The organism is Neorhizobium sp. CSC1952 (genome assembly GCF_030378245.1).
Lineage (GTDB): Bacteria > Pseudomonadota > Alphaproteobacteria > Rhizobiales > Rhizobiaceae > Neorhizobium > Neorhizobium oryzae_A.
The window spans coordinates 812112-834912 of record NZ_CP128416.1 but is presented as its reverse complement, the minus strand read 5'-3'; the positions used below and the strand labels follow the sequence as shown (position 1 = coordinate 834912).

Annotated in this window: 22 protein-coding genes and 2 pseudogenes; 11 read left to right on the top strand and 13 right to left on the bottom strand. The window is 63.9% G+C overall.

The window, feature by feature from the left end; genetic code table 11:
• Positions 1-81: 81 nt before the first annotated feature.
• The 3 genes from QTA58_RS04395 (at position 82) to glcF (ending at position 4496) form a co-directional block, all read left to right on the top strand.
• The gene (locus QTA58_RS04395) at positions 82-1515 is read left to right on the top strand and encodes an FAD-linked oxidase C-terminal domain-containing protein (RefSeq protein ID WP_289671866.1); all 1434 of its coding nucleotides are present in this window, start codon (positions 82-84) and stop codon (positions 1513-1515) included.
• A gap of 244 nt (positions 1516-1759) precedes the next feature.
• Positions 1760-2977, top strand: a complete 1218-nt coding sequence (locus tag QTA58_RS04390) for an FAD-binding protein (protein WP_289671865.1) — start codon at positions 1760-1762, stop codon at positions 2975-2977.
• 214 nt (positions 2978-3191) lie between these two features.
• Positions 3192-4496 (top strand): glycolate oxidase subunit GlcF, encoded by a 1305-nt coding sequence (gene glcF, locus QTA58_RS04385; protein ID WP_289671864.1) that lies wholly within the window; start codon positions 3192-3194, stop codon positions 4494-4496.
• Positions 4497-4542: 46 nt separating this feature from the next.
• Here glcF and QTA58_RS04380 read toward each other — a convergent pair whose 3' ends face one another.
• The 3 genes from QTA58_RS04380 to QTA58_RS04370 form a co-directional block, all read right to left on the bottom strand.
• Entirely contained in the window at positions 4543-5256 is a 714-nt protein-coding gene (locus QTA58_RS04380) for an outer membrane beta-barrel protein (RefSeq protein WP_289671863.1), read from the bottom strand.
• Positions 5257-5361: 105 nt separating this feature from the next.
• Positions 5362-6030 (bottom strand): L,D-transpeptidase, encoded by a 669-nt coding sequence (locus QTA58_RS04375; RefSeq protein ID WP_289671862.1) that lies wholly within the window; start codon positions 6028-6030, stop codon positions 5362-5364.
• A gap of 172 nt (positions 6031-6202) precedes the next feature.
• The gene (locus tag QTA58_RS04370) at positions 6203-6973 is read right to left on the bottom strand and encodes a L,D-transpeptidase (RefSeq protein ID WP_289673015.1); all 771 of its coding nucleotides are present in this window, start codon (positions 6971-6973) and stop codon (positions 6203-6205) included.
• 231 nt (positions 6974-7204) lie between these two features.
• On the opposite strand from QTA58_RS04370, the gene QTA58_RS04365 reads away from it, so the two are divergent.
• Positions 7205-7834: a DNA-3-methyladenine glycosylase I gene (locus QTA58_RS04365; protein WP_085422435.1), complete on the top strand. Its 630-nt coding sequence runs from the start codon at positions 7205-7207 to the stop codon at positions 7832-7834.
• Here QTA58_RS04365 and QTA58_RS04360 read toward each other — a convergent pair.
• The 4 genes from QTA58_RS04360 to QTA58_RS04345 form a co-directional block, all read right to left on the bottom strand.
• On the bottom strand, positions 7809-8525 hold the full coding sequence (locus tag QTA58_RS04360; RefSeq protein WP_289671861.1) for an HAD family hydrolase: 717 nt from the start codon (positions 8523-8525) through the stop codon (positions 7809-7811). The genes QTA58_RS04365 and QTA58_RS04360 overlap by 26 nt on opposite strands.
• 80 nt (positions 8526-8605) lie before the next feature.
• Entirely contained in the window at positions 8606-8971 is a 366-nt protein-coding gene (locus QTA58_RS04355; RefSeq protein WP_085422437.1) for a DUF305 domain-containing protein, read from the bottom strand.
• A 55-nt stretch (positions 8972-9026) separates the two neighbouring features.
• Positions 9027-9401: a hypothetical protein gene (locus tag QTA58_RS04350; RefSeq protein ID WP_289671860.1), complete on the bottom strand. Its 375-nt coding sequence runs from the start codon at positions 9399-9401 to the stop codon at positions 9027-9029.
• A gap of 60 nt (positions 9402-9461) precedes the next feature.
• Positions 9462-10214, bottom strand: a complete 753-nt coding sequence (locus QTA58_RS04345; protein ID WP_289671859.1) for a hypothetical protein — start codon at positions 10212-10214, stop codon at positions 9462-9464.
• A gap of 126 nt (positions 10215-10340) precedes the next feature.
• On the opposite strand from QTA58_RS04345, the gene hisS reads away from it, so the two are divergent.
• The 4 genes from hisS (at position 10341) to QTA58_RS04325 (ending at position 14349) form a co-directional block, all read left to right on the top strand.
• Positions 10341-11930 (top strand): histidine--tRNA ligase, encoded by a 1590-nt coding sequence (hisS, locus tag QTA58_RS04340; RefSeq protein WP_289671858.1) that lies wholly within the window; start codon positions 10341-10343, stop codon positions 11928-11930.
• A gap of 180 nt (positions 11931-12110) precedes the next feature.
• On the top strand, positions 12111-13232 hold the full coding sequence (locus QTA58_RS04335; protein WP_085422442.1) for an ATP phosphoribosyltransferase regulatory subunit: 1122 nt from the start codon (positions 12111-12113) through the stop codon (positions 13230-13232).
• Positions 13229-13927, top strand: a complete 699-nt coding sequence (hisG, locus tag QTA58_RS04330; RefSeq protein WP_289671857.1) for an ATP phosphoribosyltransferase — start codon at positions 13229-13231, stop codon at positions 13925-13927. Before QTA58_RS04335 ends, hisG begins: the two co-directional genes overlap by 4 nt.
• Positions 13928-13947: 20 nt before the next feature.
• A complete protein-coding gene (locus tag QTA58_RS04325; protein ID WP_085422444.1) occupies positions 13948-14349 on the top strand; it encodes a GFA family protein in 402 nt (133 codons plus the stop codon).
• 66 nt (positions 14350-14415) lie between these two features.
• On the opposite strand, the gene QTA58_RS04320 is transcribed toward QTA58_RS04325, so the two are convergent.
• Both QTA58_RS04320 and QTA58_RS04315 read right to left on the bottom strand, forming a co-directional pair.
• Positions 14416-14865 carry a DoxX family protein gene (locus QTA58_RS04320; protein WP_289671856.1) on the bottom strand — a complete coding sequence of 150 codons (450 nt, stop codon included), beginning with the start codon at positions 14863-14865 and terminating at the stop codon, positions 14416-14418.
• A gap of 212 nt (positions 14866-15077) precedes the next feature.
• On the bottom strand, positions 15078-16622 hold the full coding sequence (locus QTA58_RS04315; protein WP_289671855.1) for a cation:proton antiporter: 1545 nt from the start codon (positions 16620-16622) through the stop codon (positions 15078-15080).
• A gap of 178 nt (positions 16623-16800) precedes the next feature.
• On the opposite strand from QTA58_RS04315, the gene QTA58_RS04310 reads away from it, so the two are divergent.
• Complete coding sequence (locus QTA58_RS04310; protein WP_289671854.1) at positions 16801-17280, top strand: alpha/beta fold hydrolase; 480 nt, start codon at positions 16801-16803, stop codon at positions 17278-17280.
• Here QTA58_RS04310 and groL read toward each other — a convergent pair.
• The 3 genes and pseudogenes from groL to QTA58_RS04295 all read right to left on the bottom strand — a co-directional run.
• Positions 17184-18751, bottom strand: a pseudogene (gene groL, locus QTA58_RS04305) (chaperonin GroEL); the annotation flags it as partial. The gene QTA58_RS04310 and the pseudogene groL sit on opposite strands and share 97 nt — an antisense overlap.
• Positions 18752-18805: 54 nt before the next feature.
• A pseudogene (locus QTA58_RS04300) lies at positions 18806-19092 on the bottom strand (co-chaperone GroES).
• Positions 18974-19852 carry an acyltransferase gene (locus tag QTA58_RS04295; RefSeq protein ID WP_289671853.1) on the bottom strand — a complete coding sequence of 293 codons (879 nt, stop codon included), beginning with the start codon at positions 19850-19852 and terminating at the stop codon, positions 18974-18976. Before QTA58_RS04295 ends, QTA58_RS04300 begins: the two are co-directional and overlap by 119 nt.
• 195 nt (positions 19853-20047) lie before the next feature.
• Here QTA58_RS04295 and QTA58_RS04290 point away from each other — a divergent pair, with 195 nt between their 5' ends.
• Together QTA58_RS04290 and QTA58_RS04285 are read left to right on the top strand one after the other, a co-directional pair.
• On the top strand, positions 20048-20896 hold the full coding sequence (locus tag QTA58_RS04290) for a TIGR01459 family HAD-type hydrolase (protein ID WP_289671852.1): 849 nt from the start codon (positions 20048-20050) through the stop codon (positions 20894-20896).
• A gap of 59 nt (positions 20897-20955) precedes the next feature.
• Positions 20956-21936, top strand: coding sequence for a bifunctional riboflavin kinase/FAD synthetase (locus tag QTA58_RS04285; protein WP_085422450.1), 981 nt, complete (start codon positions 20956-20958; stop codon positions 21934-21936).
• Positions 21937-22137: 201 nt separating this feature from the next.
• On the opposite strand, the gene QTA58_RS04280 is transcribed toward QTA58_RS04285, so the two are convergent.
• A complete protein-coding gene (locus QTA58_RS04280; protein ID WP_159457642.1) occupies positions 22138-22389 on the bottom strand; it encodes a DUF1902 domain-containing protein in 252 nt (83 codons plus the stop codon).
• Positions 22390-22801: the final 412 nt, after the last annotated feature.

Sequence of the window (22801 nt, the reverse complement as noted above, 5' to 3'; positions counted from 1 at the left end):
CTCCCGCTGCTCCGGCGTCTGCCGATACTTGTAGCACTGGTAAAAAAAGTATACCAGTGAGGGGGTTCAAGGGAGTTTATCGTGTCCGAAGCCATCCGCTTTCTGCCGCCGCGTCAGACGGTGCTTTCGCGCCGGGCGGCGATCATTGCCGATCTCGCCGATCTTCTGCCGCCGGAATGCCTCGTGCACGAGGAGCGCGAGTTGGTGCCTTTCGAGACGGATGCGTTTATTTCCTACCGCCGGCTGCCGCTTGCGGTGGCCCTCCCGAGGACGACGGCGCAGGTGGCGGCGGTGATGAAATACTGCCACCGCTACGGCATTCCGGTCGTGCCGCGCGGCGCGGGCACGTCTCTTTCCGGCGGCGCCATCCCGCAGGAGGATGCGATCGTGCTCGGCCTTTCCAAAATGTCGCGCATCCTGGAAGTGGATTATTCCAACCGCACCGCGACCGTGCAGGCCGGCGTCACGAACTTGAGCATTTCCGAAACGGTCGGCGTCGACGGGTTCTTCTATGCGCCGGACCCGAGCTCGCAGCTTGCCTGCACGATCGGCGGCAATATCGGCATGAATTCCGGCGGCGCGCACTGTCTGAAATACGGCGTCACCACAAACAACCTGCTGGGCGTGAAGATGGTTCTCGTCGACGGCACGGTGATCGAGCTCGGCGGCAAGCATCTGGATGCGGGGGGCTACGATCTGCTCGGCCTCGTCTGCGGGTCGGAAGGCCAGCTCGGTATCGTCACGGAGGCGACCGTTCGGCTGATCGCCAAGCCGGAAGGCGCCCGTCCGGTCCTCTTCGGCTTCGAGGCCTCGGAGGAGGCGGGCGCCTGCGTCGCGGATATCATCGGCTCCGGCATCATTCCGGTCGCGATCGAATTCATGGACAAGCCGGCGATCGAGATCTGCGAGGCCTTCGCCCAGGCGGGCTATCCGCTCGATGTCGGCGCGCTGCTGATCGTCGAGGTGGAAGGCTCGGATGCCGAGATGGATGCGATGCTCGCAAGCATCGTCGAGATCGCCCGCCGCCACGGGGTGAAGACGGTGCGCGAGTGCCAGTCCGCGACGGAGGCGGCGCTGATCTGGAAGGGCCGCAAGTCGGCCTTCGGCGCCACCGGCCGCATCGCCGACTATATCTGCATGGACGGCACGGTGCCGCTCGGCAAGCTCCCCTATGTGCTGAACAAGACCTCGGAGATCGTCGAGCGCTTCGGCCTGCGTGTGGCGAACGTCTTCCATGCCGGGGACGGCAACATGCATCCGCTGATCCTCTTCAACGCCAACGATCCGGCCGATGCGGCGAAGGCGGAGGAGGCGGGAAACGAGATATTGAAGCTCTGCGTCGATGCCGGCGGCTGCCTGACCGGCGAGCACGGTGTCGGCATCGAGAAGCGCGACCTGATGCGCCACCAGTATTCCGATGCCGACCTGGCCCAGCAGATGGCGGTACGCTCCGCCTTCGACGAGGGCTGGATCCTCAATCCGTCGAAGGTCTTCCCGCTGGAGGGCAGGGAGTGAGTTTTATGCATATTGCTTCTTCCGTCCTTGAAGCTGGCGGCGTTACCCCCCTCTGCCCTGCCAGGCATCTCCCCCTCAAGGGGGGAGATCACAAGCAGTATGACCTTCCAGTCTCATTTAGCGCCCGCCGGGTAGAATGGCTGTTTGGCCGGGGAAGTCGGTGCGTCCATCCGATCTCCCCCCTTGAGGGGGAGATGCCCGGCAGGGCAGAGGGGGGTAGCCGCGGAACGATGGGGGGTATCACATGCTGACACCTCACTCCGAATCGGACGCCGCCTATGTCATCCGGAACGCCGCCGCCCAAGGCACGAAGCTCGCCATCTGCGGCGGCAACACCCGCAGCGGGTTCGGCAATATCACATCGGCAGAGGAGACGCTGAGTTCCCGTGGCCTCGCCGGCATCGTCGACTACGAGCGGGCGGAAATGGTGATGACGGCAAAAGCCGGTACGCCGGTTGCCGAGATCGAGGCCGCGCTTGCCGAAAACAGGCAGATGATGGCCTTCGAGCCGATGGATCATCGCGGCATCATGGGAACGCATGGGGCGTCCGTTGGCGAGCCGACCATCGGCGGCGTGTTCGCGGCCAATGTCTCCGGCCCCCGCCGGCTCGTGGCCGGGGCTGCGCGCGACAGCCTGCTCGGCATCCGCTTCATCAACGGACAGGGGCAGGCGATCCGCGCCGGCGGCCGGGTGATGAAGAATGTCACCGGCCTCGACCTGACGAAGCTGCTTGCCGGTTCGCACGGCACGCTCGGCTTCCTGACGGAAGTGACCTTCCGCGTGCTGCCGGTGCCGCAGACGGTGGAGACGGTCGTCGTTTCCGGGCTCGACGATGCCGCCGCCGCCAAGGCCATGGCCGCGGCGATGGCGTTGCCGGTCGAGGTTTCGGGTGCCGCGCACCTGCCGGCAAGCGTCGGGGGCCGCTTCCTCAAGGGTGCTTTGCCGGCCAAAGCTGACGGGGCAGAGGCGACCGTTCTCCGCCTCGAAGGCCTTGCCGCTTCGGTCGCCGTGCGGGCGGAAAAGCTCGCCGCGGTGATGGAGGCTTTCGGTCCGGTCTCCCGGCTAGGCCTGGAAGAGAGCCGGACGCTCTGGCGGGAGATCCGCGATGTCCATCCCTATGCCGACGGGACGCAAAAGCCGCTCTGGCGCGTCTCGGTCGCCCCGTCGGCGGGGCATCAGCTCGTCGCGGCGCTGCGGCTCGAAGCAGGCGTCGACGCCTTTTACGACTGGCAGGGCGGACTCGTCTGGATGCGCATGGAGGCCGATCCGGAAGCGGAGCTGCTGCGCCGCTACATCCGCGCGCTCGGCGGCGGCCATGCGACGCTGATGCGCGCGTCCGATGCGGTTCGGGCAGGGACGCCGGCCTTCGAACCGCAGCCCGATGCGGTCGCCGCCCTTTCGGCCCGGGTGAAACAGAAACTCGACCCGGCCGGCATTTTCTCTCCGGCCAAGATGGGGTGACGGAATTGATGATGGTTGTGTCCTTTCACCCCCCTCTGGCCTGCCGGCCATCTCCCCCACAAGGGGGGAGATCGAATCGCGGCAACGCCTCGTCCATCGTGAACGTCGCGATGAAGGCAATGTCGGTGCGCCCAGCCGATCTCCCCACCTGTGGGGGAGATGGCCGGCAGGCCAGAGGGGGGCTGGCAACCTCTGTGATCAGAGGAGCTTTCTGATGCAAACTTCCTTCACCCCCGCACAGCTTGCCGATCCGCACGTGGCGGAATCCGAGAAGATCCTACGCCGCTGCGTGCATTGCGGCTTCTGCACGGCGACCTGTCCCACCTATGTGACGCTCGGCAACGAGCTCGACAGCCCGCGGGGACGCATCTACCTCATCAAGGACATGCTGGAGAACGGCCGCCCGGCGGATGAGGAGGTCGTCACCCATATCGACCGCTGCCTCTCCTGCCTTGCCTGCGTCACCACCTGTCCCTCCGGCGTGGATTACATGCATCTGGTCGATCACGCCCGCATCCATATCGAAAACACCTATAGACGCCCGCTGGCCGACCGGCTGATCCGCAATCTGCTCGCGGCCGTGCTGCCCTATCCGGCCCGCTTCCGGACTGCGCTCGGTTTCGCCAGGCTCGGCCGCCCCTTCGCGGCGCTGCTGAAACGCGTCTCCGCCCTCAAGCCCCTCGGCGCGATGCTCGATCTGGCGCCAAAGTCCGCAGCCCGGTTCTCCGATGCCGCAAAACCCGGCATCCGGCCGGCCGAAGCGCAGAAGCGCGGCCGCGTCGCCATTCTCTCCGGCTGTGCCCAGTCCGTGCTCGATCCGGGCATCAACGAGGCGACCCTGCGGCTGCTTGCCCGTCTCGGCGTCGAGGTGGTGGTGCCGGAGGGCGAGGGCTGCTGCGGCGCGCTGGTGCATCATATGGGACGTGAAGAACAGGCGCTCGATTTCGCCCGCCGCAATGTCGATGTCTGGACGCGCGAGATCGAAAAGGGTGGCCTCGATGCCATCATCATCACGGCCTCGGGCTGCGGCACGACGATCAAAGATTACGGGCATATGCTCCGCCTCGATCCCGCCTATGCGGAAAAGGCGGCAAGGGTCTCCGGCCTCGCAAAGGACATTACCGAATACCTCGTCGGTCTCGACCTGCCGAAACTGGAGCCGAGGCGGCTCAACGTCGCCTATCACTCGGCCTGTTCCATGCAGCACGGCCAGAAGATCACGATGGCTCCGAAGAACCTTCTGAAGGCTGCGGGCTTCACCGTCCGCGATCCGGCGGAAGGCCATCTCTGCTGCGGCTCGGCCGGCACCTACAACATCCTGCAGCCGGAGATTTCCGCGCAGCTCAAGGCTCGCAAGGTGAAGAACATCGAGGCCACCAGGCCCGATGTCATCGCCACCGGCAATATCGGCTGCATCACCCAGATCGCGTCGGGCACGGCGATCCCGATCCTGCACACGGTCGAACTGCTCGACTGGGCCTATGGCGGGCCGAAGCCGGAAAAGCTGGCGGCCCAATAAAAAGCCGGCGGTTTCGCCGGCTCCATTGTTTGCCAGATCTCAGGCCTCAGAACTTGTAGGACACGCCGAAATTGACGGCATTGGTGAGGATGTTGGTCTTCAGCGCGTCGCCGCTGTCGATGTCCACGTCGATCCAGGAATAGTTGCCCTTGTATTCGGCAAAGGCGGACCAGTTGTCGGTGAATTCGTAGCGGACACCCGCCTGGACCTGAAGGGTCGGGCCGCCGAACTGATAGTCGAAGGTGCGGCCGCTGCCGCGGGTCACTTCCACATGCGGAATGTTGATGCCGACGCCGGCGCCGACATAAGGGGCGATTCTGGTGCCTTCGATCGGAAACTTGTAGAGCGCGTTGACCGTCAGCAGGTTGAGGCCGTCGGTGAACTCGAAATGCGACCAGCCGGTTTCTGTCAGGGTATCGTCGTCGGCATAGACCTTGGCATGGGTATAGTCTAGCGAGATACCCCAGTTCGAGAGCGCGCCGCCGCCGAACCAGTAGGTGCCGCGCACACCCCAATAGGGCGGCGAGGCGAAGGACTTACCCTCCCAGCCTGCCGTGAAATCGGCCATGCCGGAGACTTCGACGTCGCTGTGCGGAGCGGTCTGATAGCCGCCGTAAGCGGAGATTTCCCATCCGCCGGTCTGAACCGGAGCGGCATACGGCCCTTCGGCCGTCGTGGGATCGGCGGCTTGAGCCGGCGCGAAGGCAGCAATCGCCGTCAGCGCTGTGGAGACCAGGGAAAGCGAGAGGAGTTTGCGCATGGATAGGCCCGAGCTGAGGAGAGAGTTCCTCGGATAGACCGGGTTTGCGACACGCATGTGAAGGTGCCGTCCGCGGGCGGTGTTCGCCCGCGGACGGAAGAGCTCTTAGCCGCCGAAAATCGTGCGGAAAATGTCGACGCCCCGATCTTCGTAGTTCACCTTGCCCTGGCGGTTGCCGGGGCCGATGACGATCACCTTGGCGCCGATGCCGGCGCGGGCGTAGAGATGCTCCACGTCCTTGTTCATCATGCGGATGCAGCCGGACGACATGTTGAGGCCGATCGTCCAGGGCTGGTTGGTGCCGTGGATGCGGAAGATGGTGTCGCGGCCGCCCTTGTAGAGATAGAGCGCGCGGGCGCCGAGCGGGTTGTCGATGCCGCCTTCCTGCACCACGGGCAGGATGCGGCCGGCGCGGGCTTCGCGGGCGCGCATCTCGGCCGGCGGCCTCCAGGAGGGCCATTCCTCCTTGCGGCCGACATTCACCACGCCAGACCAGCCGAAGCCTTCGCGGCCGACGCCGATGCCGTAGCGGGTCGCCCGGTTAGGGCCTTCGACGTAATAAAGGAATTTGTTGTTGGTATCGACGATGATCGTGCCCGGCTTTTCGGCCGTCGAGAAGCGCACTACGCGGCGCTTGTATTTCTCAGGCACTTCCCTGGGTTGCGCCACCAGCGTGACGTCGCTTGCCGGACGTTCGACATTCAGTGCGGCCGGGCCGATCGCGCTCGCATGTCCGGCGTTTAGAAAGACCACTCCGGCCATCCCCATGGCCATTGCGAGTATCCTGCCTCTCCTCATTCTCGATGTCCCTCTTCAATTTAAGGATGAGGGAGGCTAGCCGACTCCATCGGCAAAGCAAGATGCCGCAGGCGGAATCCATGGGATGTGACGGCAGGAAGGCGACGGCACTGTGTCCTTGCGGCCTCACTTCCTGCCGTTCCGGAGGTTACATCACGATCACCCTGGTGCCGACGTTGACGCGTTCGTAGAGGTCGACGACGTCCTCGTTGCGCATTCGGATGCAGCCGGAGGAGACGGCGCTGCCGATCGTCCAGGGGGCGTTGGTGCCGTGGATGCGGTAGAGCGTCGAGCCGAGATACATGGCGCGCGCGCCGAGCGGGTTCTCCGGACCGCCCTCCATGCGTGCCGGCAGGTAGTGGCCCTTGGCGGCCTCGCGTGCGATCATTTCCTTCGGCGGGACCCAGGAAGGCCACTCGGCCTTGCGGGTGACCCTGTGCTCGCCGGCCCATTCGAAGCCGGGCTTGCCGACGCCGACGCCGTAGCGGCGGGCCTGGCCGTCGCCCGTCACCAGATAGAGGAAGCGGTTGTTGGTATCGATGACGATCGTGCCGGGCCTTTCCTTGGTCTCGTAGGCGACCGTCTGCGGCAGGAACTGCGGCTCGATTCGGCTGCGGACCGGCTGCGGCCGCATGGCGACCGGCTGGGCGCGGTCTTGGTCGAGGATGCCGCGGCGCTGCACTGCCCGCGGTTCGCGCTGCTGATATGCGCGCTGGCGGTAGACGGGGCGCGGCTCGGCCGCCTGGCGCGGATAGACGACCGGGCGGGCGTTGGGTCCGGCAAGCTGCATCACCCAGGGGGCGGCAAGATCGGGGCTGATGATGACGGGCGGCCGCTCGCGATAGCGGTCGTTCGCAAGGGCGCCGCCGGAAAGGGCGGTCGCAAGGCTGAGCGCCAGGAACAGGGTTTTCTTCATGATCGGGTCCACGCGTTACAAATCACCGGCCGGACGCCTCGGGGCAGGCTGGCATCCGCATCGGCCGTCATCGTTGAGCGCGAGATGAAAGCGAATGGTAAACGGGTGGAACATCGCAATGCATCCGGCCCATAAACCTTTTGGCAGGGTTACCGGCGGGTTTCGGAACATGGTTGACCAGTGCTAAAGCAGGCGGAAAATCGGTTAATGCCAGAAATTTAAAGGGATTCGGGAATGGAAAAGGCGGGAATCATCATCGGCGAGGACGGCAGGGGCCGCTGCTTCTGGCATGGCGGGCTGGAGGATTACCGTCGTTATCACGACGAGGAATGGGGCCGCCCGGTGACGGACGACTTCCGCCTCTTCGAGAAGATCTGCCTGGAAGGCTTCCAGTCCGGCCTTTCCTGGCTGACGATCTTGAGGAAGCGCGAGAACTTCCGCGCCGCCTTCGCCGGCTTCGATTTCGAGAAGGTGGCCCGTTTCGGCGAGGAGGACATCGCCCGGCTGCTCGCCGATGCCGGCATCATCCGCCATCGCGGCAAGATCGTCTCGACGATCAACAACGCCGCCCGCGCTATCGAATTGCGGGACGAGTTCGGCTCGCTCGCCAAGTTCTTCTGGGGATTCGAACCCGGCCCGCACGAGCGGCCCGAGCTCATGGACCTCGAAACCCTGCGGGCCAACCCCACCACGCCGGTTTCCGTCCGGCTCTCGAAAACGCTGAAGAAGCGCGGCTGGACCTTCGTCGGCCCGACCACCGTCTATGCCTTCATGCAGGCCATGGGCCTCGTCAACGACCATCTCGACGGCTGCTTCTGCCGCCGCGAGGTGGAGGAGATCAGGCTGAAGTTCCGCCGTCCGTGATCCGCCGGATCACGTCGGAAAGCTCGCCCAGATGCTCGATCTGGCGGAAGCGGGGCGCATCGGCCGGTGCGTCCACGTGCTCGATCACCCAGGTCAGCGCATGCGGCACGAAGACGCCGTAGCTTCCAGCGGCGATCGCCGGCACGATGTCGGATTTCAGCGAATTGCCGACCATCATCGCCCGCTCCGGCCCGTCGGCGACCTTCGAGAAGATGCGGCGATAGGTCGTGGCGCTCTTGTCGCTGACGACCTCCACCGCGTCGAAGAAATCGCCGAGGCCGGATTGCGCAAGCTTGCGCTCCTGGTCGAAGAGGTCGCCCTTGGTGATCAGCACCAGAAGGTACTCGCCGTTCAGCGCTTCCAGCGTCTCCTCCACATGCGGCAGGGTCTCGACCGGATGGCGCAGCAGCTCGCGGCCGATATCGAGGATTTCGCCGATCGTCTTCGCTGGCACCTTGCCGTCGGTGATCTCGATCGCCGTCTCGATCATCGACAGCGTGAAGCCTTTGATGCCGAAACCGTAATGCGAAAGATTGCGCTTTTCCGCCTCCAGTAGGCGCTCGGAGATATGCGCGCCTTCGCCGAATTCGCCGAGGAGCTGGGCGAAATGCTCTTCCGTCAGCCGATAATACTGTTCGTTCTGCCAGAGCGTATCGTCGGCGTCGAAGCCGATGGCGGTAATCGGGCGCATGGATCAATTGCCTCCATCGGCTGATATGGCGGATAAGAGCACGCCGGGCAAGCCGTCGGGGCCTGCCCGGCGCAATCATGCTATTTGCCGCGTGCCTTCAGCCAGGCCTGCATTTCGGCGATCTCCGCCTCCTGCGCCTTGATGACGGCCTCGGCAAGCTTGCGCAGTTCGGGGTCCTTGCCGTGCTCGAGCTCGACGCGCGCCATGTCGATCGCGCCCTGGTGATGCGGGATCATGCTGCGGACGAAATCGACGTCCGGATCGCCGGAATAGTCGATCGCCATGTCCTTGTGCATCTTGGCGTTCGCATCTTCGAAGCCCTTGGTGGACGGGCTGCCGCCCGTCTGCATGGCGGAATGGTCGTGTCCTTTCATCTCCTGCGCGGCGAGCGGGCCGGCAAGGAGAATCGAGAGGGCGGTGGTGATGAGAATGGTTTTCGCAGACATGGTTTTTCCTTTCCCGTGTCCGATGGAAATATGATGATTGACGTGACAGGTTCCGTCAGGCGCGGGGAGGGGGCGTCAGCGGCGCAGGCGCGGACGGAAGAAGCGCCCGTTCCACGGCGGGCGCCGGATAGGCGTAATCGAACGGACTGCCGTCGCCGGCTGCGATCTCCGGCGGCAGCGTCAGGCAGGCGGCGCAGAACGGCGCTACGCAGCCCTTGCCGCCGTGCGGACAGGGCTTCTGCATATCGCCGTGCGCATGCGCTGCCTTCGCCGTTTCGATCGTCTTGCCATGGTCGTGCTCGCCGTGATGCCGTGTGACGGCTTCCGTCCGCTCGACGACCGTGCCCGGTACCGGGGGCATGGCGACGACCGGCATGGCTCCGTAAAGAAGCCAGGCGAAAAACATCAGAAGGGCGGCAAGGCGCGACATGATCTGGAATCTACGACGGTCCGCGCCGAAATCAACTGCCTGAAAATCACAGCATGATGATCATAGGGCGATGACCTCGTGTACCGCCTGGCAATCCCGGCCGAGCTCACCATAGGGCGCCACAGGCCAGGTCCAGGCCCGTTTCGCCGGCGGTGCCGGCACGCCGCGCAGGAGGTCCGCCTCTTCCAGCACGTTTCCCTCGCGGTCCGTGACGCGATAGCCGGTATCGGTGAGAAGCACAGTCTTGCAGGGGAGCGCGGCGAGACCATCGAGATGGGCGCGGATCAGCGCCGGCAGGATTTCTCCTTTTCCCGGATCGTTCTCCCGTTCCAGCCGGCGTTTCGCCCCGACCCCGATCTGCGAAAGGACGTTCGCCGAGACAACGAGGTCAAGATAGGGCACCCGTCTGAGGAACGCCAGCGGCTCCGGCGTCTTGCCGGCCAGGGCATCCTCGAACCCCGAGAGATCGCGAAAGATCAGCCGGACATTTCCGAACCGCCGAGCCTTCACCCATGCCCTGACGCTTGCGAGATGCACGAGATCGACGAGCACGACCGTATCGAATTTTTCAGCAAGCGTTTCGATCGGCACGTCGCGCAAAAGGCCCGAGCCGAGCACCACGACCGTCCGGCATTCCCTCATCCCGGCAATCGCCTCGCGGATGAATGCCCTGCAATTCTCCTCATGCGGAGCCCAGTCCTTCGCGCACCGCCCGGCCCGCGACCAGAGATTGACGGAGGAGCGGATGAAGGGGCGAAATTCCTTGGGCGTGACCGCACGGGTCGCGGCATACTGGATGGCTTCGGCAAGCATGGGGTCATTTGATATCAGTCAGGATGATTCTTCACCAGCCGCCGCCCTTGCCGCTCCGGTCTCGATCCTCTAAGAAACCGCTCACAAATCCGGCCTCTTTTGGCCGTCGGCAATGGAATTTCGATCATGAGCGACAAGAACAAGAAGCCCCAGAAACTGAAGGCCCGCCTGCCGCGCGGCTTCGTCGACCGTTCCGCTGCCGATATCCATGCCACCGACGAGATGATCGGAAAGATCCGCGAGGTCTACGAGCGCTACGGCTTCGACCCGGTGGAGACGCCGCTCTTCGAATATACCGATGCGCTCGGAAAATTCCTGCCGGACAGCGACCGCCCGAACGAGGGCGTGTTCTCGCTCACGGACGACGACGACCAGTGGATGAGCCTGCGCTACGATCTGACCGCGCCGCTCGCCCGCCATGTCGCGGAGAATTTCAACGAGATCCAGCTTCCCTACCGCACCTATCGCGCCGGCTATGTTTTCCGCAACGAGAAACCGGGTCCGGGGCGCTTCCGCCAGTTCATGCAGTTCGATGCCGACACCGTCGGCGCGCCGGGCGTCCAGGCGGATGCCGAGATGTGCATGATGATGGCCGATACGCTCGAGGCGTTGGGCATCAAGCGCGGCGACTATGTGATCCGCGTCAACAACCGCAAGGTCCTGGATGGTGTCATGGAAGCCATCGGCCTCGGCGGCGACGACAAGGCCGGCCAGCGCCTGAACGTGCTCCGCGCCATCGACAAGCTCGACAAGTTCGGGATGGACGGGGTTCGTCTGTTGCTCGGGCCTGGCCGGAAAGATGAATCCGGTGATTTCACCAAAGGCGCCGGCTTGAGTGAAGAAAGTGTCGAGTTTGTTGTGTCGTTTCTGCGAGGCCAAGTTCGCGAAGTCTCAACGAAGCAATTCGTCGGCCATACCTTCGTTGGTGCTTTCGGTTCTTTTGCTCAGGATATCGAAGGTAAGCTTGGATCACTTCGGGAGCAGCTGTCTACTTCGAAGGGTGGTGTTGAAGGTGTCGATGAGCTTCTAGCCATCCACAAAATGTCCATAGCAGCCGGCTACGGCCCGGACCGCATCAAGATCGATCCCTCCGTCGTCCGAGGCCTCGAATATTATACCGGTCCGGTCTTCGAAGCGGAACTTCTCTTCGACGTCACCAACGAGAAGGGCGAGAAGGTCGTCTTCGGTTCGGTCGGCGGCGGCGGGCGTTACGACGGTCTCGTGTCGCGCTTCATGGGCCAGCCGGTTCCGGCGACGGGCTTCTCGATCGGCGTCTCCCGCCTGATGACGGCGCTGAAGAACCTCGGCAAGCTCGGCCAGGACGAGGTGCTCGCACCCGTTCTCGTCACGGTCATGGATGGCGATGTCGAAAGCATGGGCCGCTACCAGCGCTTCACCCAACAGCTCAGGGCCGAAGGCATCCGTGCCGAGATGTATCAGGGCAACTGGAAGAAGTTCGGCAACCAGCTGAAATATGCCGACCGCCGCGGATGCCCGATCGCCATCATCCAGGGCGGCGACGAGCGGGCGCAGGGCGTCGTGCAGATCAAGGACCTCATCGAAGGCAAGCGGCTTTCCGGCGAGATCGAGGACAACGCCGCCTGGCGCGAGGCGCGCGTGGCGCAGGAGACCGTCGCCGAAGCCGACCTCGTGGCGAAGGTGAAGGAGATCCTTGCCGCCCAGGCCGAGGATCGCAGAAGGGCGAAGGATGCGTAGTCGTAGACCCCTCCCCAACCCCTCCCCACAGGGGGGAGGGGCTTTGCGCCGCGCCGTCCTGCCCGCATCGAGGTTCGCACCTTTGGGAGCGCCTCCGGTGGTGCTCGCCGGGGACCGCGGGTTAGCCCCTCCCCCCTGTGGGGAGGGGTTGGGGAGGGGACTTTCCTTGGGAGGTCTCCCATGCCCCTGATCGACATGCCCGACTTCTCCACCGACCTCCTCGACGAATTCGCCGCCCGGCGGACGGAGCGGGTGAACACGCCCGTCATCCAGCCGGCGGAACCCTTCCTCGACATGGCGGGCGAAGACCTGCGCCGCCGCATTTTCCTGACGGAAAGCGAGACCGGCGCCAATCTCTGCCTGCGGCCCGAATTCACCATTCCCGTCTGTCTGCGCCATATCGAGACGGCGACCGGCACGCCGAAGCGCTATTCCTACCTCGGCGAGGTGTTTCGCCAGCGCCGCGAGGGTGCCCACGAATTCTACCAGGCCGGCATCGAGGATCTCGGCGACAAGGACATCGCCAGCGCCGATGCCCGCGCCGTGGGCGACGCGACCGGTATCCTGAATGCGCTGTTGCCCGGCCGGAAGCTCGAACTGACGCTCGGCGACCAGGCGGTGTTCGAAGCCGTGGTCCGGGCGCTCGGCCTGCCCTTCGGCTGGCAGCGGCGGCTGATCCATGCCTTCGGCGACATGGCGCATCTGGAGGCGCTGCTCGAACGGCTCGCCCGTCCGCAGCCGGTCGCCGGCCTCGATCCGGAGATCGCTGAGCTTCTTGCCGCCGGCAACGAGGCGGAGCTGGTGGCGCGCATCGACCGCACCATGCAGGAGACGGGCTATTCGACGAACGCCAGCCGCTCGCCGGCGGAGATCGCAAGGCGGCTCAAGGAGAAGCTGGAGCTTGCCGAAACGCGGCTCGACGGCAGCGCGCTTCTCCTGCTGCGCGAATTCCTGACGCTGAAGCTGCCGCTCGCCGAAGCGCCGGCGGCGCTCGCAGGCTTCGCCGATGCCGCCGATCTGAAGCTCGGCCCGGCGATCGCGCTTTTCGATGCGCGGCTGGCGGCGCTCGCCAATGCGGGTGCCGATCTCTCCGCCATGACCTATCGCGCTGCCTTCGGCCGTCCGCTCGATTATTATACCGGCCTCGTCTTCGAGGTGACGGAAGCGGGCTCGCCCGCGGTTCTGGCCGGAGGCGGGCGTTTCGACCGGCTGCTGACGCTGCTTGGCGCGAAGGACCATATCCCGGCCGTCGGCTTTTCGCTCTGGCTCGACAGGATTGAAACGGCGAGGGCGGCATCATGAGCACCATCACGATTGCCCTGCCGTCCAAGGGCCGCATCAAGGAAGATACCGCCGCGGTCTTCGACCGGGCCGGATTGGCGATTTCCGCCGTCGGCAACGACCGCTCCTATCGCGGCCGCATTGATGGGATCGAAGGCGTCGAGATCGCCTATCTTTCCGCTTCCGAGATCGCCCGGGAGCTTGCAAGCGGTGCGGTGGATTTCGGCGTCACCGGCGAGGATCTCGTGCGCGAGGGCATGGCGGGTGCCGACCAGAAGGTCGAATTCTGCGCCCGGTTGGGCTTCGGCCAGGCGGATGTCGTGGTCGCCGTGCCGGAAATCTGGCTCGACGTCGAGACGATGGCCGACCTCGGCGACGTGGCGGCGGACTTTCGCGCCCGGCATGGCCGCCGCCTGCAGATCGCTACCAAATACTGGCGGCTGACCCAGCAGTTCTTCTCGGAGAACCACGGCATCCAGCTTTACCGCATCGTGGAAAGCCTCGGCGCCACCGAAGGCGCGCCCGCGGCAGGCCAGGCGGATATCATCGTCGATATCACCTCGACCGGCTCGACGCTCAGGGCAAACCACTTGAAGATCCTGTCGGACGGGGTGATCCTGAAATCCGAGGCCTGCCTCGTCAGGGCCCGCAAGCCCGGCCATCGGCAGGACCCGCGCGTCGCGCGGATCGTGGAGGCAGTCCGCACCGCTTTGTAAGTTTATCGAGGAGGAAGAGCATGCATATTACCGGCGGCTGCCATTGCGGTCACGTGACCTACGAAGCCGAACTCGATCCGCAGCGGGTGGTGATCTGCCATTGCAGCGACTGCCAGAAGCTGACCGGCTCGCCCTTCCGCGTGACGGCCGTCGTGCCGGACAACGACCTGAAAGTGACCGGCGAGCCCAGGATGTACAAGCGCGTGGCCGATAGCGGACGGGTGCGCCAGCAATATTTCTGCCCCGAATGCGGTTCGCAGCTCTTCGTCAACGGCGAAGGCGAAGCCTCGAAGATCTGGGGCGTCCGCTGGGGCAGCATCGACCAGCGCATGGATGTGAAACCCCAGCGACAGGTCTGGTGCCGGTCGGCTCCGGCCTGGCTCTCGGAAATTGGCGAGCTGCCGGCCCGCGAGAAGGACTGAGCGGACACAAAAAACCCGCCGGACTTATCATCCGGCGGGCAGTCTTGGGCAGGGAATTTTGGCAATTTAAGCGGTAATTGCGACCGAACCGCGGCGGCCGTCGATCGAATAGGCGCCGGCGCCGGCCGCGGCGAGAACCAGGAAGCCGCCGGCGATCGTCAGGTTCTTCATCATGTTGAGCTGGTTGAACATGCTCAGCATGCCGTTTGCCGCATCCGGAAAGCCCGGAATGTTGATGGCGCTGGAATGGAAGACGAGCGCCGTGAAGACCGAGAAGGCCGCGAGAAGAAGCGCGGCGATGCGGGTCTTGAAGCCGAGGAGGACGGCAAGGCCGGCCAGGATTTCAAAAATGCCGGCGACATAGGTGAGCAGGGTGGCGGCGGGAATACCCGCGTTGGTGATCATGCCCGCCGTGCCGGAAGGATCGATGAGCTTCGGAAAGCCGGACAGGATGAACATGGCCGACAGCAGGACGCGGCCGACGAGGAGCAGGGAATTGGTGGTGGTGGAGGACATTTCTAATCTCCGATCGGTGCCTGAGCTCGGGCTCGCAGGCGGATGAATTTTCCACCCTCATATTCGCTCTTTTCTCGTGAGTCTGGAAGATGAACAGTGGTGGAATGTTTGTCTTCGTATGGTGAACGATAGCGGCGTTATCCGGCATGCCGCCGGTTTGTCGGAAGAGCTCGCCGCTGGTGATCTCCTCCCTTGAAATGGACCGAACGCCGTCAGATTTCCTCGATGCGTCGGGCATCCTCCGGCAGGACGGAAAGCTCGCGCCAGTCGATCTCCTCCAGGAGGAGATTGTATTCGTCGACATTGATCTGGTACGTGGAGCGGAGCGCTTCGAGCGCCTCCCGCTGTGCGGTGATCGCCGAAAGCGCCAGCCGGCGATAGGTTTCGAGCGACATCGCACCCCCATCGTCGGTCGTCATGACCTGCCGTTCGAGCTGGAACTTGCCGCGCAGCAGCTCGGCTTCGGCTTCAGCCGCGCCGTCGAGTTTGGAAAGTCCCGCAAGCGCGATCTGGCCGCGGAATGCGGCAAGTTCGCGGGGGCCTTCGGCGCGGCGGTCGAGGCCCAGCCATCGGATGATCGGGGTAAGCGTCAGGCCCTGGACGACGAGGGTCGCGAGAACGACGGCGAAGGCCGTCAGCACCACGACATCGCGTTGCGGGAAATCCATCGGCAGGGCGAAGGCCGTGGCGAGCGTCACGAGACCGCGCATGCCGCACCAGCTGGCGAGAAGCCCCTGCTTGACGGAGGCGGGTTCCGGCCTGCCGTGGCGGCGCTCGTAGGAGGCGTGCAGGCGGTTGAAGCCGATGCAGATCACGAAGCGCACCAGGATGACGACGACCACCACCAGGAGCGCAAAGAGGGCCGCTTCCCCGAGATGGCCGGCGGGCATTCCCCCGACGATATCGCGCGCCTGCATGCCCATCAGCAGGAAGGCCGTGACGTTCAGCACGAAGACCACCGCGCTCCAGACGGCGTAGGACTGGACGCGCATCCGCGCCGAGGACAATCCCTCGCCGCCTCTTGCAAGCGTCATCGCGTAGGTGACGATGGCGAGCACGGCCGAAAGGCCGAGGCGTTCGGCGATGATCCACACGAGAAAGGTCTGGACGAACTGCAGGAGGTTGCCGCCGAGCGTGCCGCTTACCAGGCGCGTCAAGGGCGCCGTCAGCCTGGCTGCCAGGACCCCGAAAAGAATGCCGCCCGGAACGGCAAGGGAAAGGTGCAGCGCGACGGGCGTATCGAGGTCGCCGGCGGACTGCACGGCGAGCGCGGCGTCGAAGATCAGGAGGGCGGCGGCATCATTGAACAGGCTCTCCCCGCGCAGCACGGTATCGGTCGTGCGCGGGATCGCCATGGAAGAGAGGACCGCGGTTGCCGCCGCCGCATCGGGCGGGGCGACGATGGCGCCGAGGACCAGAGCGGCCGCGATCGGCAGGCCGGCAAAGGCCCATCCGGCAAAAGCGACCGCCGCAGCGGTGGCGACCACGCCGCCGATCGCGAAGACGAACAGCGGCAGCCAGAAGCGGCGCGCGGTGCCGATCGGGAAATCGAAAGCCGCATCGAGCAGGGCGGGAGCGATGAACAGCGCCAGCGCCGTTTCCGGTTCCAGGGAGATGTATGGCATGCCCGGAACGAGCGCGACCGCCGCGCCGGCCATGGCCAGCATGGAAGGATAGGGCACGGAAAGCCGGCGCGAGACCTGCAGCAGCACGACCGCGACAAGCAGCAGCAAAAGGAGGCTTTCGAAGAAACTCATGGCCGCGACTGTAAAGCGTGCATGCGCCTTTGTCAGCGGGAGCTGGAAACGGACGTTCCGATATCCGCAGGCCATGTGCAGGCGCGGGCGGCGGCGAGCTGCGCCATCCGCTGGAACGTTCGCTCTCCTTGGGCATTTGGACAGTGTGAGCGCAGACGATTGAAGAAAGGGTCCAGACATGCGCACGGCGCATCGGCAGCGATTCCGCCTGTCCGGCGGCACGGAATTGTCCTTTGTCACGGCAGGCGAGGCGTCCGATCCCGCCGTGCTGCTCCTGCATGGTTTTCCGAGCTCGGCACAGACGTTTCGCGGGGTCATCCCCGAGCTGTCGCGGGCCGCTTACGTGATCGCGCCCGATCTGCCGGGTTTCGGCGAGTCCGATGTTCTGCCGGCGGTCTCGTTCGCAGCTTTCGGCCAGGCCGTCTCGGAACTCCTGGATCATCTCGCAATCGGGCCGCGCTATCTCTACCTCCACGATTTCGGCGCTCCGGTGGGTTTCCACATCGCCATGCGGGAGCCGAGCCGGATCTTGGGTCTCATCGTCCAGAACGCCAATGCCCATGCGATCATGGCTTCCGTCGTCACCAGGAGACCTGCGACGGAGGCCGCATCCTGGAGCGCGGTACGCACGACCTTGACCGGGTCGATGACGCCTTGAGCATAGAGATCGCCATATTCACCGGTCTGAGCGTTCCAGCCATAAGAGAAGTCGCCCTTCTCGCGCAGCTTGCCGACGATGATCGAGCCTTCTGCTCCAGCGTTCTCGGCGATCTGGCGCACCGGGGCCTCGATCGCACGACGTACGATGTCGACGCCGACACGCTGGTCGTCGTTGGCGGTCTGCAGAGCGTCAAGTGCCTTGACGGCACGCAGCAGGGCGACACCGCCACCCGGCAGGATGCCTTCCTCCACCGCCGCGCGGGTCGCATGCAGCGCATCGTCAACGCGGTCCTTCTTTTCCTTCACTTCGACTTCCGTCGAGCCGCCGACGCGGATGACGGCAACGCCGCCGGCGAGCTTGGCGAGGCGCTCCTGCAGCTTCTCACGGTCGTAGTCGGAGGTGGTTTCCTCGATCTGCGCGCGGATCTGAGCGACGCGACCGTCGATTTCCGATTTCGAGCCGACGCCGTCGATGATGGTCGTGTTTTCCTTTTCGATCGCCACCTTCTTCGCCCGGCCGAGCATGTTCAGCGTGACGTTTTCCAGCTTGATGCCGAGGTCTTCGGAGATAACCGTGCCCCCGTCAGGATGGCGATGTCTTCCAGCATGGCCTTGCGGCGGTCACCGAAGCCCGGAGCCTTGACGGCGGCGATCTTGAGGCCGCCGCGCAGCTTGTTGACGACAAGGGTTGCGAGTGCTTCGCCTTCGACGTCCTCGGCGATGATGACAAGCGGCTTGCCGGACTGCACGACAGCTTCAAGGACCGGAAGCATGGACTGCAGATTGGACAACTTCTTCTCGTGGATCAAAATGTAGGGATCGTCGAACTCGACCCGCATCTTCTCTGCGTTCGTCACGAAGTAGGGCGACAGATAGCCGCGGTCGAACTGCATGCCTTCGACGACCTCGAGTTCGGTTTCGGCGGTCTTGGCTTCTTCGACGGTGATCACGCCTTCGTTGCCGACCTTCTCCATCGCCTCGGCGAGATGTCGACCGATCTCGCGCTCGCCGTTGGCGGAGATGGTGCCGACCTGAGCGATCTCGGAATTGCTGGTGATCTTGCGGGCGTTCGTCTTCAGTTCCTTGACGACGGCATCGACGGCGAGATCGATGCCGCGCTTCAAGTCCATCGGGTTCATGCCGGCTGCAACGGCCTTGGCGCCTTCCTTGACGATGGCCTGGGCGAGCACGGTTGCGGTGGTGGTGCCGTCGCCGGCGACGTCGTTGGTCTTCGACGCCACTTCGCGCAGCATCTGGGCACCCATGTTCTCGAACTTGTCTTCCAGTTCGATTTCCTTGGCGACGGACACACCGTCCTTGGTGATGCGCGGAGCGCCGAAGGACTTGTCGATGACGACGTTGCGGCCTTTGGGGCCAAGCGTCACCTTCACGGCGTTTGCGAGCACATCGACGCCACGCAACATGCGTTCACGGGCATCGGTGTGAAACTTGACTTCTTTCGCAGCCATTTCCTTAACTCCTCAATAGGCAGCTATCTGACTGATGGTTTCGGGGTGGAGAGCTCAGGCAGCTTTTTTCTGCTCGGCTTGGGCCTCGATGATGCCCATGACATCGCTTTCCTTCATGATCAGCAGGTCCTCGCCGTCGATCTTGATCTCGGTGCCGGACCATTTGCCGAACAGGACGATCGCCGGCCTTGACGTCGAGCGCGACTGGAGCTGGCCTTGTCGTCACGTGCGCCGGGACCGACGGCGATGACCTCGCCTTCCTGCGGCTTTTCCTTGGCGGTATCGGGAATGATGATGCCGCCCTTGGTCTTTTCTTCGGATTCGACCCGGCGGACGAGAATGCGATCGATCGAGAAAGCCGGCGAGAATGGCCGCAAGTGTGACGGTGATCGGGTTGACGAGCCTGCGGTCCTCCCAGCGGCGCTGCCACAGGTAATAGCTCGCGATGCCGGCGACGAAATAGATGGCGAAGTAGCTGACGAGCGATCCGTTCGGCCAGTGCCGGAGAAGCCACCAGGCGGCGAGGCCGGCAAGCACGAAGAGCGCCCGCAGCCACCGCAGGGGCTGATGCAGGAAAAAGAAGGCGACCGGCGCGATCACGTAGAACTGGAACTCGGTGGAGATGTTCCAGCCCTGGCCCAGGAAGGCATAGGAGCCGAGCGGCAGCCATTGCTCCGGATTGACTCCATGCAGCAGCGTCGCATGGGCGATGACGTGATAGGGCCAGTTGAGGAAGCTCTCATCGAGGATCTTCAGTCTGCCGGCATTCCGGATGCTCTCGAAATCGGCGGTGAGAAGCGCCTGGTAGGCGATGCCGGCGGTGAGAATCGACAGGACGAAGGCCAGCATATAGGCCGGATATATCCGCTTCAGCCGGCGCATCAGATAGGCGCCGTAATTTTCCCGGTTGGAGGACATCATCATGAAGATGACGAAGCCGCTCATGATGCAGAAGATCTGCACCCGGATCTTTTCGTTGAAGAGAACCTGGAATTGCCCAAGGCCCTCCGGCTCGATCCCGGAAGCGGGAAGCAGATGGACCACCACGACCCAGACGGCGAGCAGGCCGCGAAGGCCTTCAAGCTGGTCGATCCTTTTCATCGATCGGCTCCTCGTTGGAGTGAGCCAGCCCCGCTTCAATTAAACATTTCGCACCTGCAATCACAACATGGTGCGTTGCAGAAATGTGAAGTTTTGCGGCGCTGACGGGTTCCAGGCGCCTTTCGCGGACGATCTCTCTTGTAATCCCGCCAATGGTTTGCGATGTGACCGGGGAGTTTCGAAAAGGTATCCCGCATGGCAAAGCGCATCCAGAACCTGAGTGAAGTGGTCGGCGATTACGACGTTGTCCTGTCCGACGTCTGGGGCGTCGTGCATAACGGCGTCGAGCCCTTTCAGCAGTCCTGCAAGGCACTCGCTGCGGCGCGGGCGGCCGGTGCGACCGTCGTGCTGATCACCAATTCGCCCCGCCCGGCCCCCGGGGTCATCGAGCAGATGCGCGCGCTCGGGGTCCCGGACGACACCTATGACCGCATCGTCACGTCCGGCGATGTTACCCAGCATCTGATCGTCGAAGGCCCGAAGAAAGTCTTCCTGATCGGGCCGGACCGCGATCTCAACCTGTTCGACGGGCTCGGCGTCGACGTGGTACCTGCGGACGAGGCGGACTGCATCGTCTGCACCGGCTTCTTCGACGACGAGAAGGAAGTGCCGGAAGATTATACCGAGATGCTGACCGCTTTCGCCGGGCGCGATGTGCCGCTCATCTGCGCCAACCCCGATCTCGTGGTCGAGCGCGGCCACAGAATCATCCCCTGCGCCGGCGCGGTTGCCGCCTACTACGAAGAGCTCGGCGGCAAGACCCGTGTCGCCGGCAAGCCGCACCGGCCGATCTACGAGGAGACGCTGGCGGCGGCCCGCGACGTGCGCGGCGATTTCCCGATGGACCGGGTGCTGGCGATCGGCGACGGCATGCCGACCGACGTGCGCGGCGCGCTCGCATACGGTCTCGACCTGCTCTATATCAGCGGGGGCATCCATGTGGCGGAATACACCGTCAACGGCCAGACCGACGAGGCGATCCTCAATGCCTGGCTGAAGCGGGAGAATGCCGCGCCGAAATACTGGATGCCGCGTCTTGCATAGCCCCAGGCGCTTTTTGACGCCCCTTGGGCATTCTTGGGCCTGAACCGGAAATCGCCTCGATGACCGTATTCCATCGCAATGAAAAGAAGGAGCCGCTGCCCGACGAGCTCAAGGGCGGCGTGATCGCCATCGGCAATTTCGACGGCGTGCACCGCGGCCATCGCAGCGTGCTGGAACGCGCGCTGGCATTGGCGGAAGAGCGCGGCGTGCCGGCGCTGGTGCTGACCTTCGAGCCGCATCCGCGGAGCGTCTTCCGTCCCGACGAGCCGGTCTTCCGGCTGACGCCAGCGCCGCTGAAGGCGAGGCTCCTGGAGGCCATGGGCTTCCGTTCGGTGATCGAATATCCCTTCACGCGGGATTTCGCGACCCGCTCGGCCGAAGAGTTCATCCAGACGATCCTGGTCGATTGGCTGCATGCGAGCGCGGTCGTGACGGGCTTCGATTTCCATTTCGGCAAGGGCAGGGAAGGCGGGCCGGCCTTCCTGATGGCATCGGGCGAAAGGCATGGTTTCACCGTCTCGCTGGTCGATGCCTTCCGCGACGAGAATGCCGAGGTGATTTCGTCGAGCCGCATCCGCGCGATGCTGGCGCAAGGCGATGTCGCCGGGGCGGCGGGCCTGCTCGGCTACCGCTACACGGTCGAGGCAGAGGTGATCGGCGGCGAGAAGCTGGGCCGCCAGCTCGGCTTCCCGACCGCCAACATGCAGCTTCCACCCGAAGCCGAACTCAAGGCCGGCATCTATGCGGTCCGTTTCCGCCGCGCCGACGGCACGCTCTACGATGGCGTGGCGAGCTACGGCCGCCGTCCTACGGTAACGGAAAACGGCGCTCCGCTGCTCGAAACCTACGTCTTCGACTTTTCCGGCAGCCTTTACGGCGAGACCTGTTCCGTCTCCTTCTTCGGCCGCCTGCGCGACGAGCTGAAATTCGACGGGCTCGACCCGCTCGTCGCCCAGATCAGGCGCGACGAGGAGGAGGCACGGGCGCTGCTTTCCGGCGTGAGGCCGATCGGGGAACTGGACGCCAGGATCGCGTTTTAGGGGGTTAGAGCTTCTTTGGAGAGCCGGCATCTCTCAAGATGGCATTCGCCGTGTGGCGGCTTTGCAGATTGCGTGGCACGAGAAGGGTTTTGCCCGTTTCGCGAGATTGCCACTTTTCATGCGAGCCCTTGGCGTTCTTGAGATATTCGTAGCCGAGCTCGGAAATGATTTCCCGAACGATCTTGTAATAACCGTCCACCATCAGGCAGCGATGGCTTTCGTTGACGGTCGCTCCCAAAGGATGGCGGGTATCAGGTCTTTCATCGCCGTTCCCGCCACGTCGGCTGCGGACATATGGTTTTCTACGATCAGCTCTATCGCTGTGTCGAAGATGACTTCCTCGAAGACATCGATCGTGGGCGCTTCAATATGAAGGCCTTCGATATCGCTTTCCGAATAGAAAACCTTCGCATTTTCATCCCAGAGGGCTTTGATAAAAAATATTCTTTTCATGTTGCTGATCCAGTTCTGCATCAGAAGCAGGCAAATATGAGTAGCAGACGTTTCGGCTGTAGTCAGTCTCTCGTTGCAGTTGGAGTGTTGAGGTCGAGACTTTCCATGAACTCGACGAATGGCTTCTTTGTCTCTGTTTGAGGTGGTGGCCTATCCCGCATGAACGCCTCCGTAAGCACCAGTTAGATATAAATGCCGAAGCGCTTTAAGTCGAGGATGGCGACCTTGGTTTTGCCCCTTCCTTTCCGCCGCAAAAACCCGTAATAACCGCCCCCATGAAAGAATTCCGGCTGGCTTTGATCGTTCGAATTACAGGCCCGGCCTTCCGCGCGCGGTAAGAGCGGCCGGAGGGTCCGGGTTTTCGGCGTTTCAAAAAGCGCCTTCCGCCACCGAATTTTCATCGATATGCGCC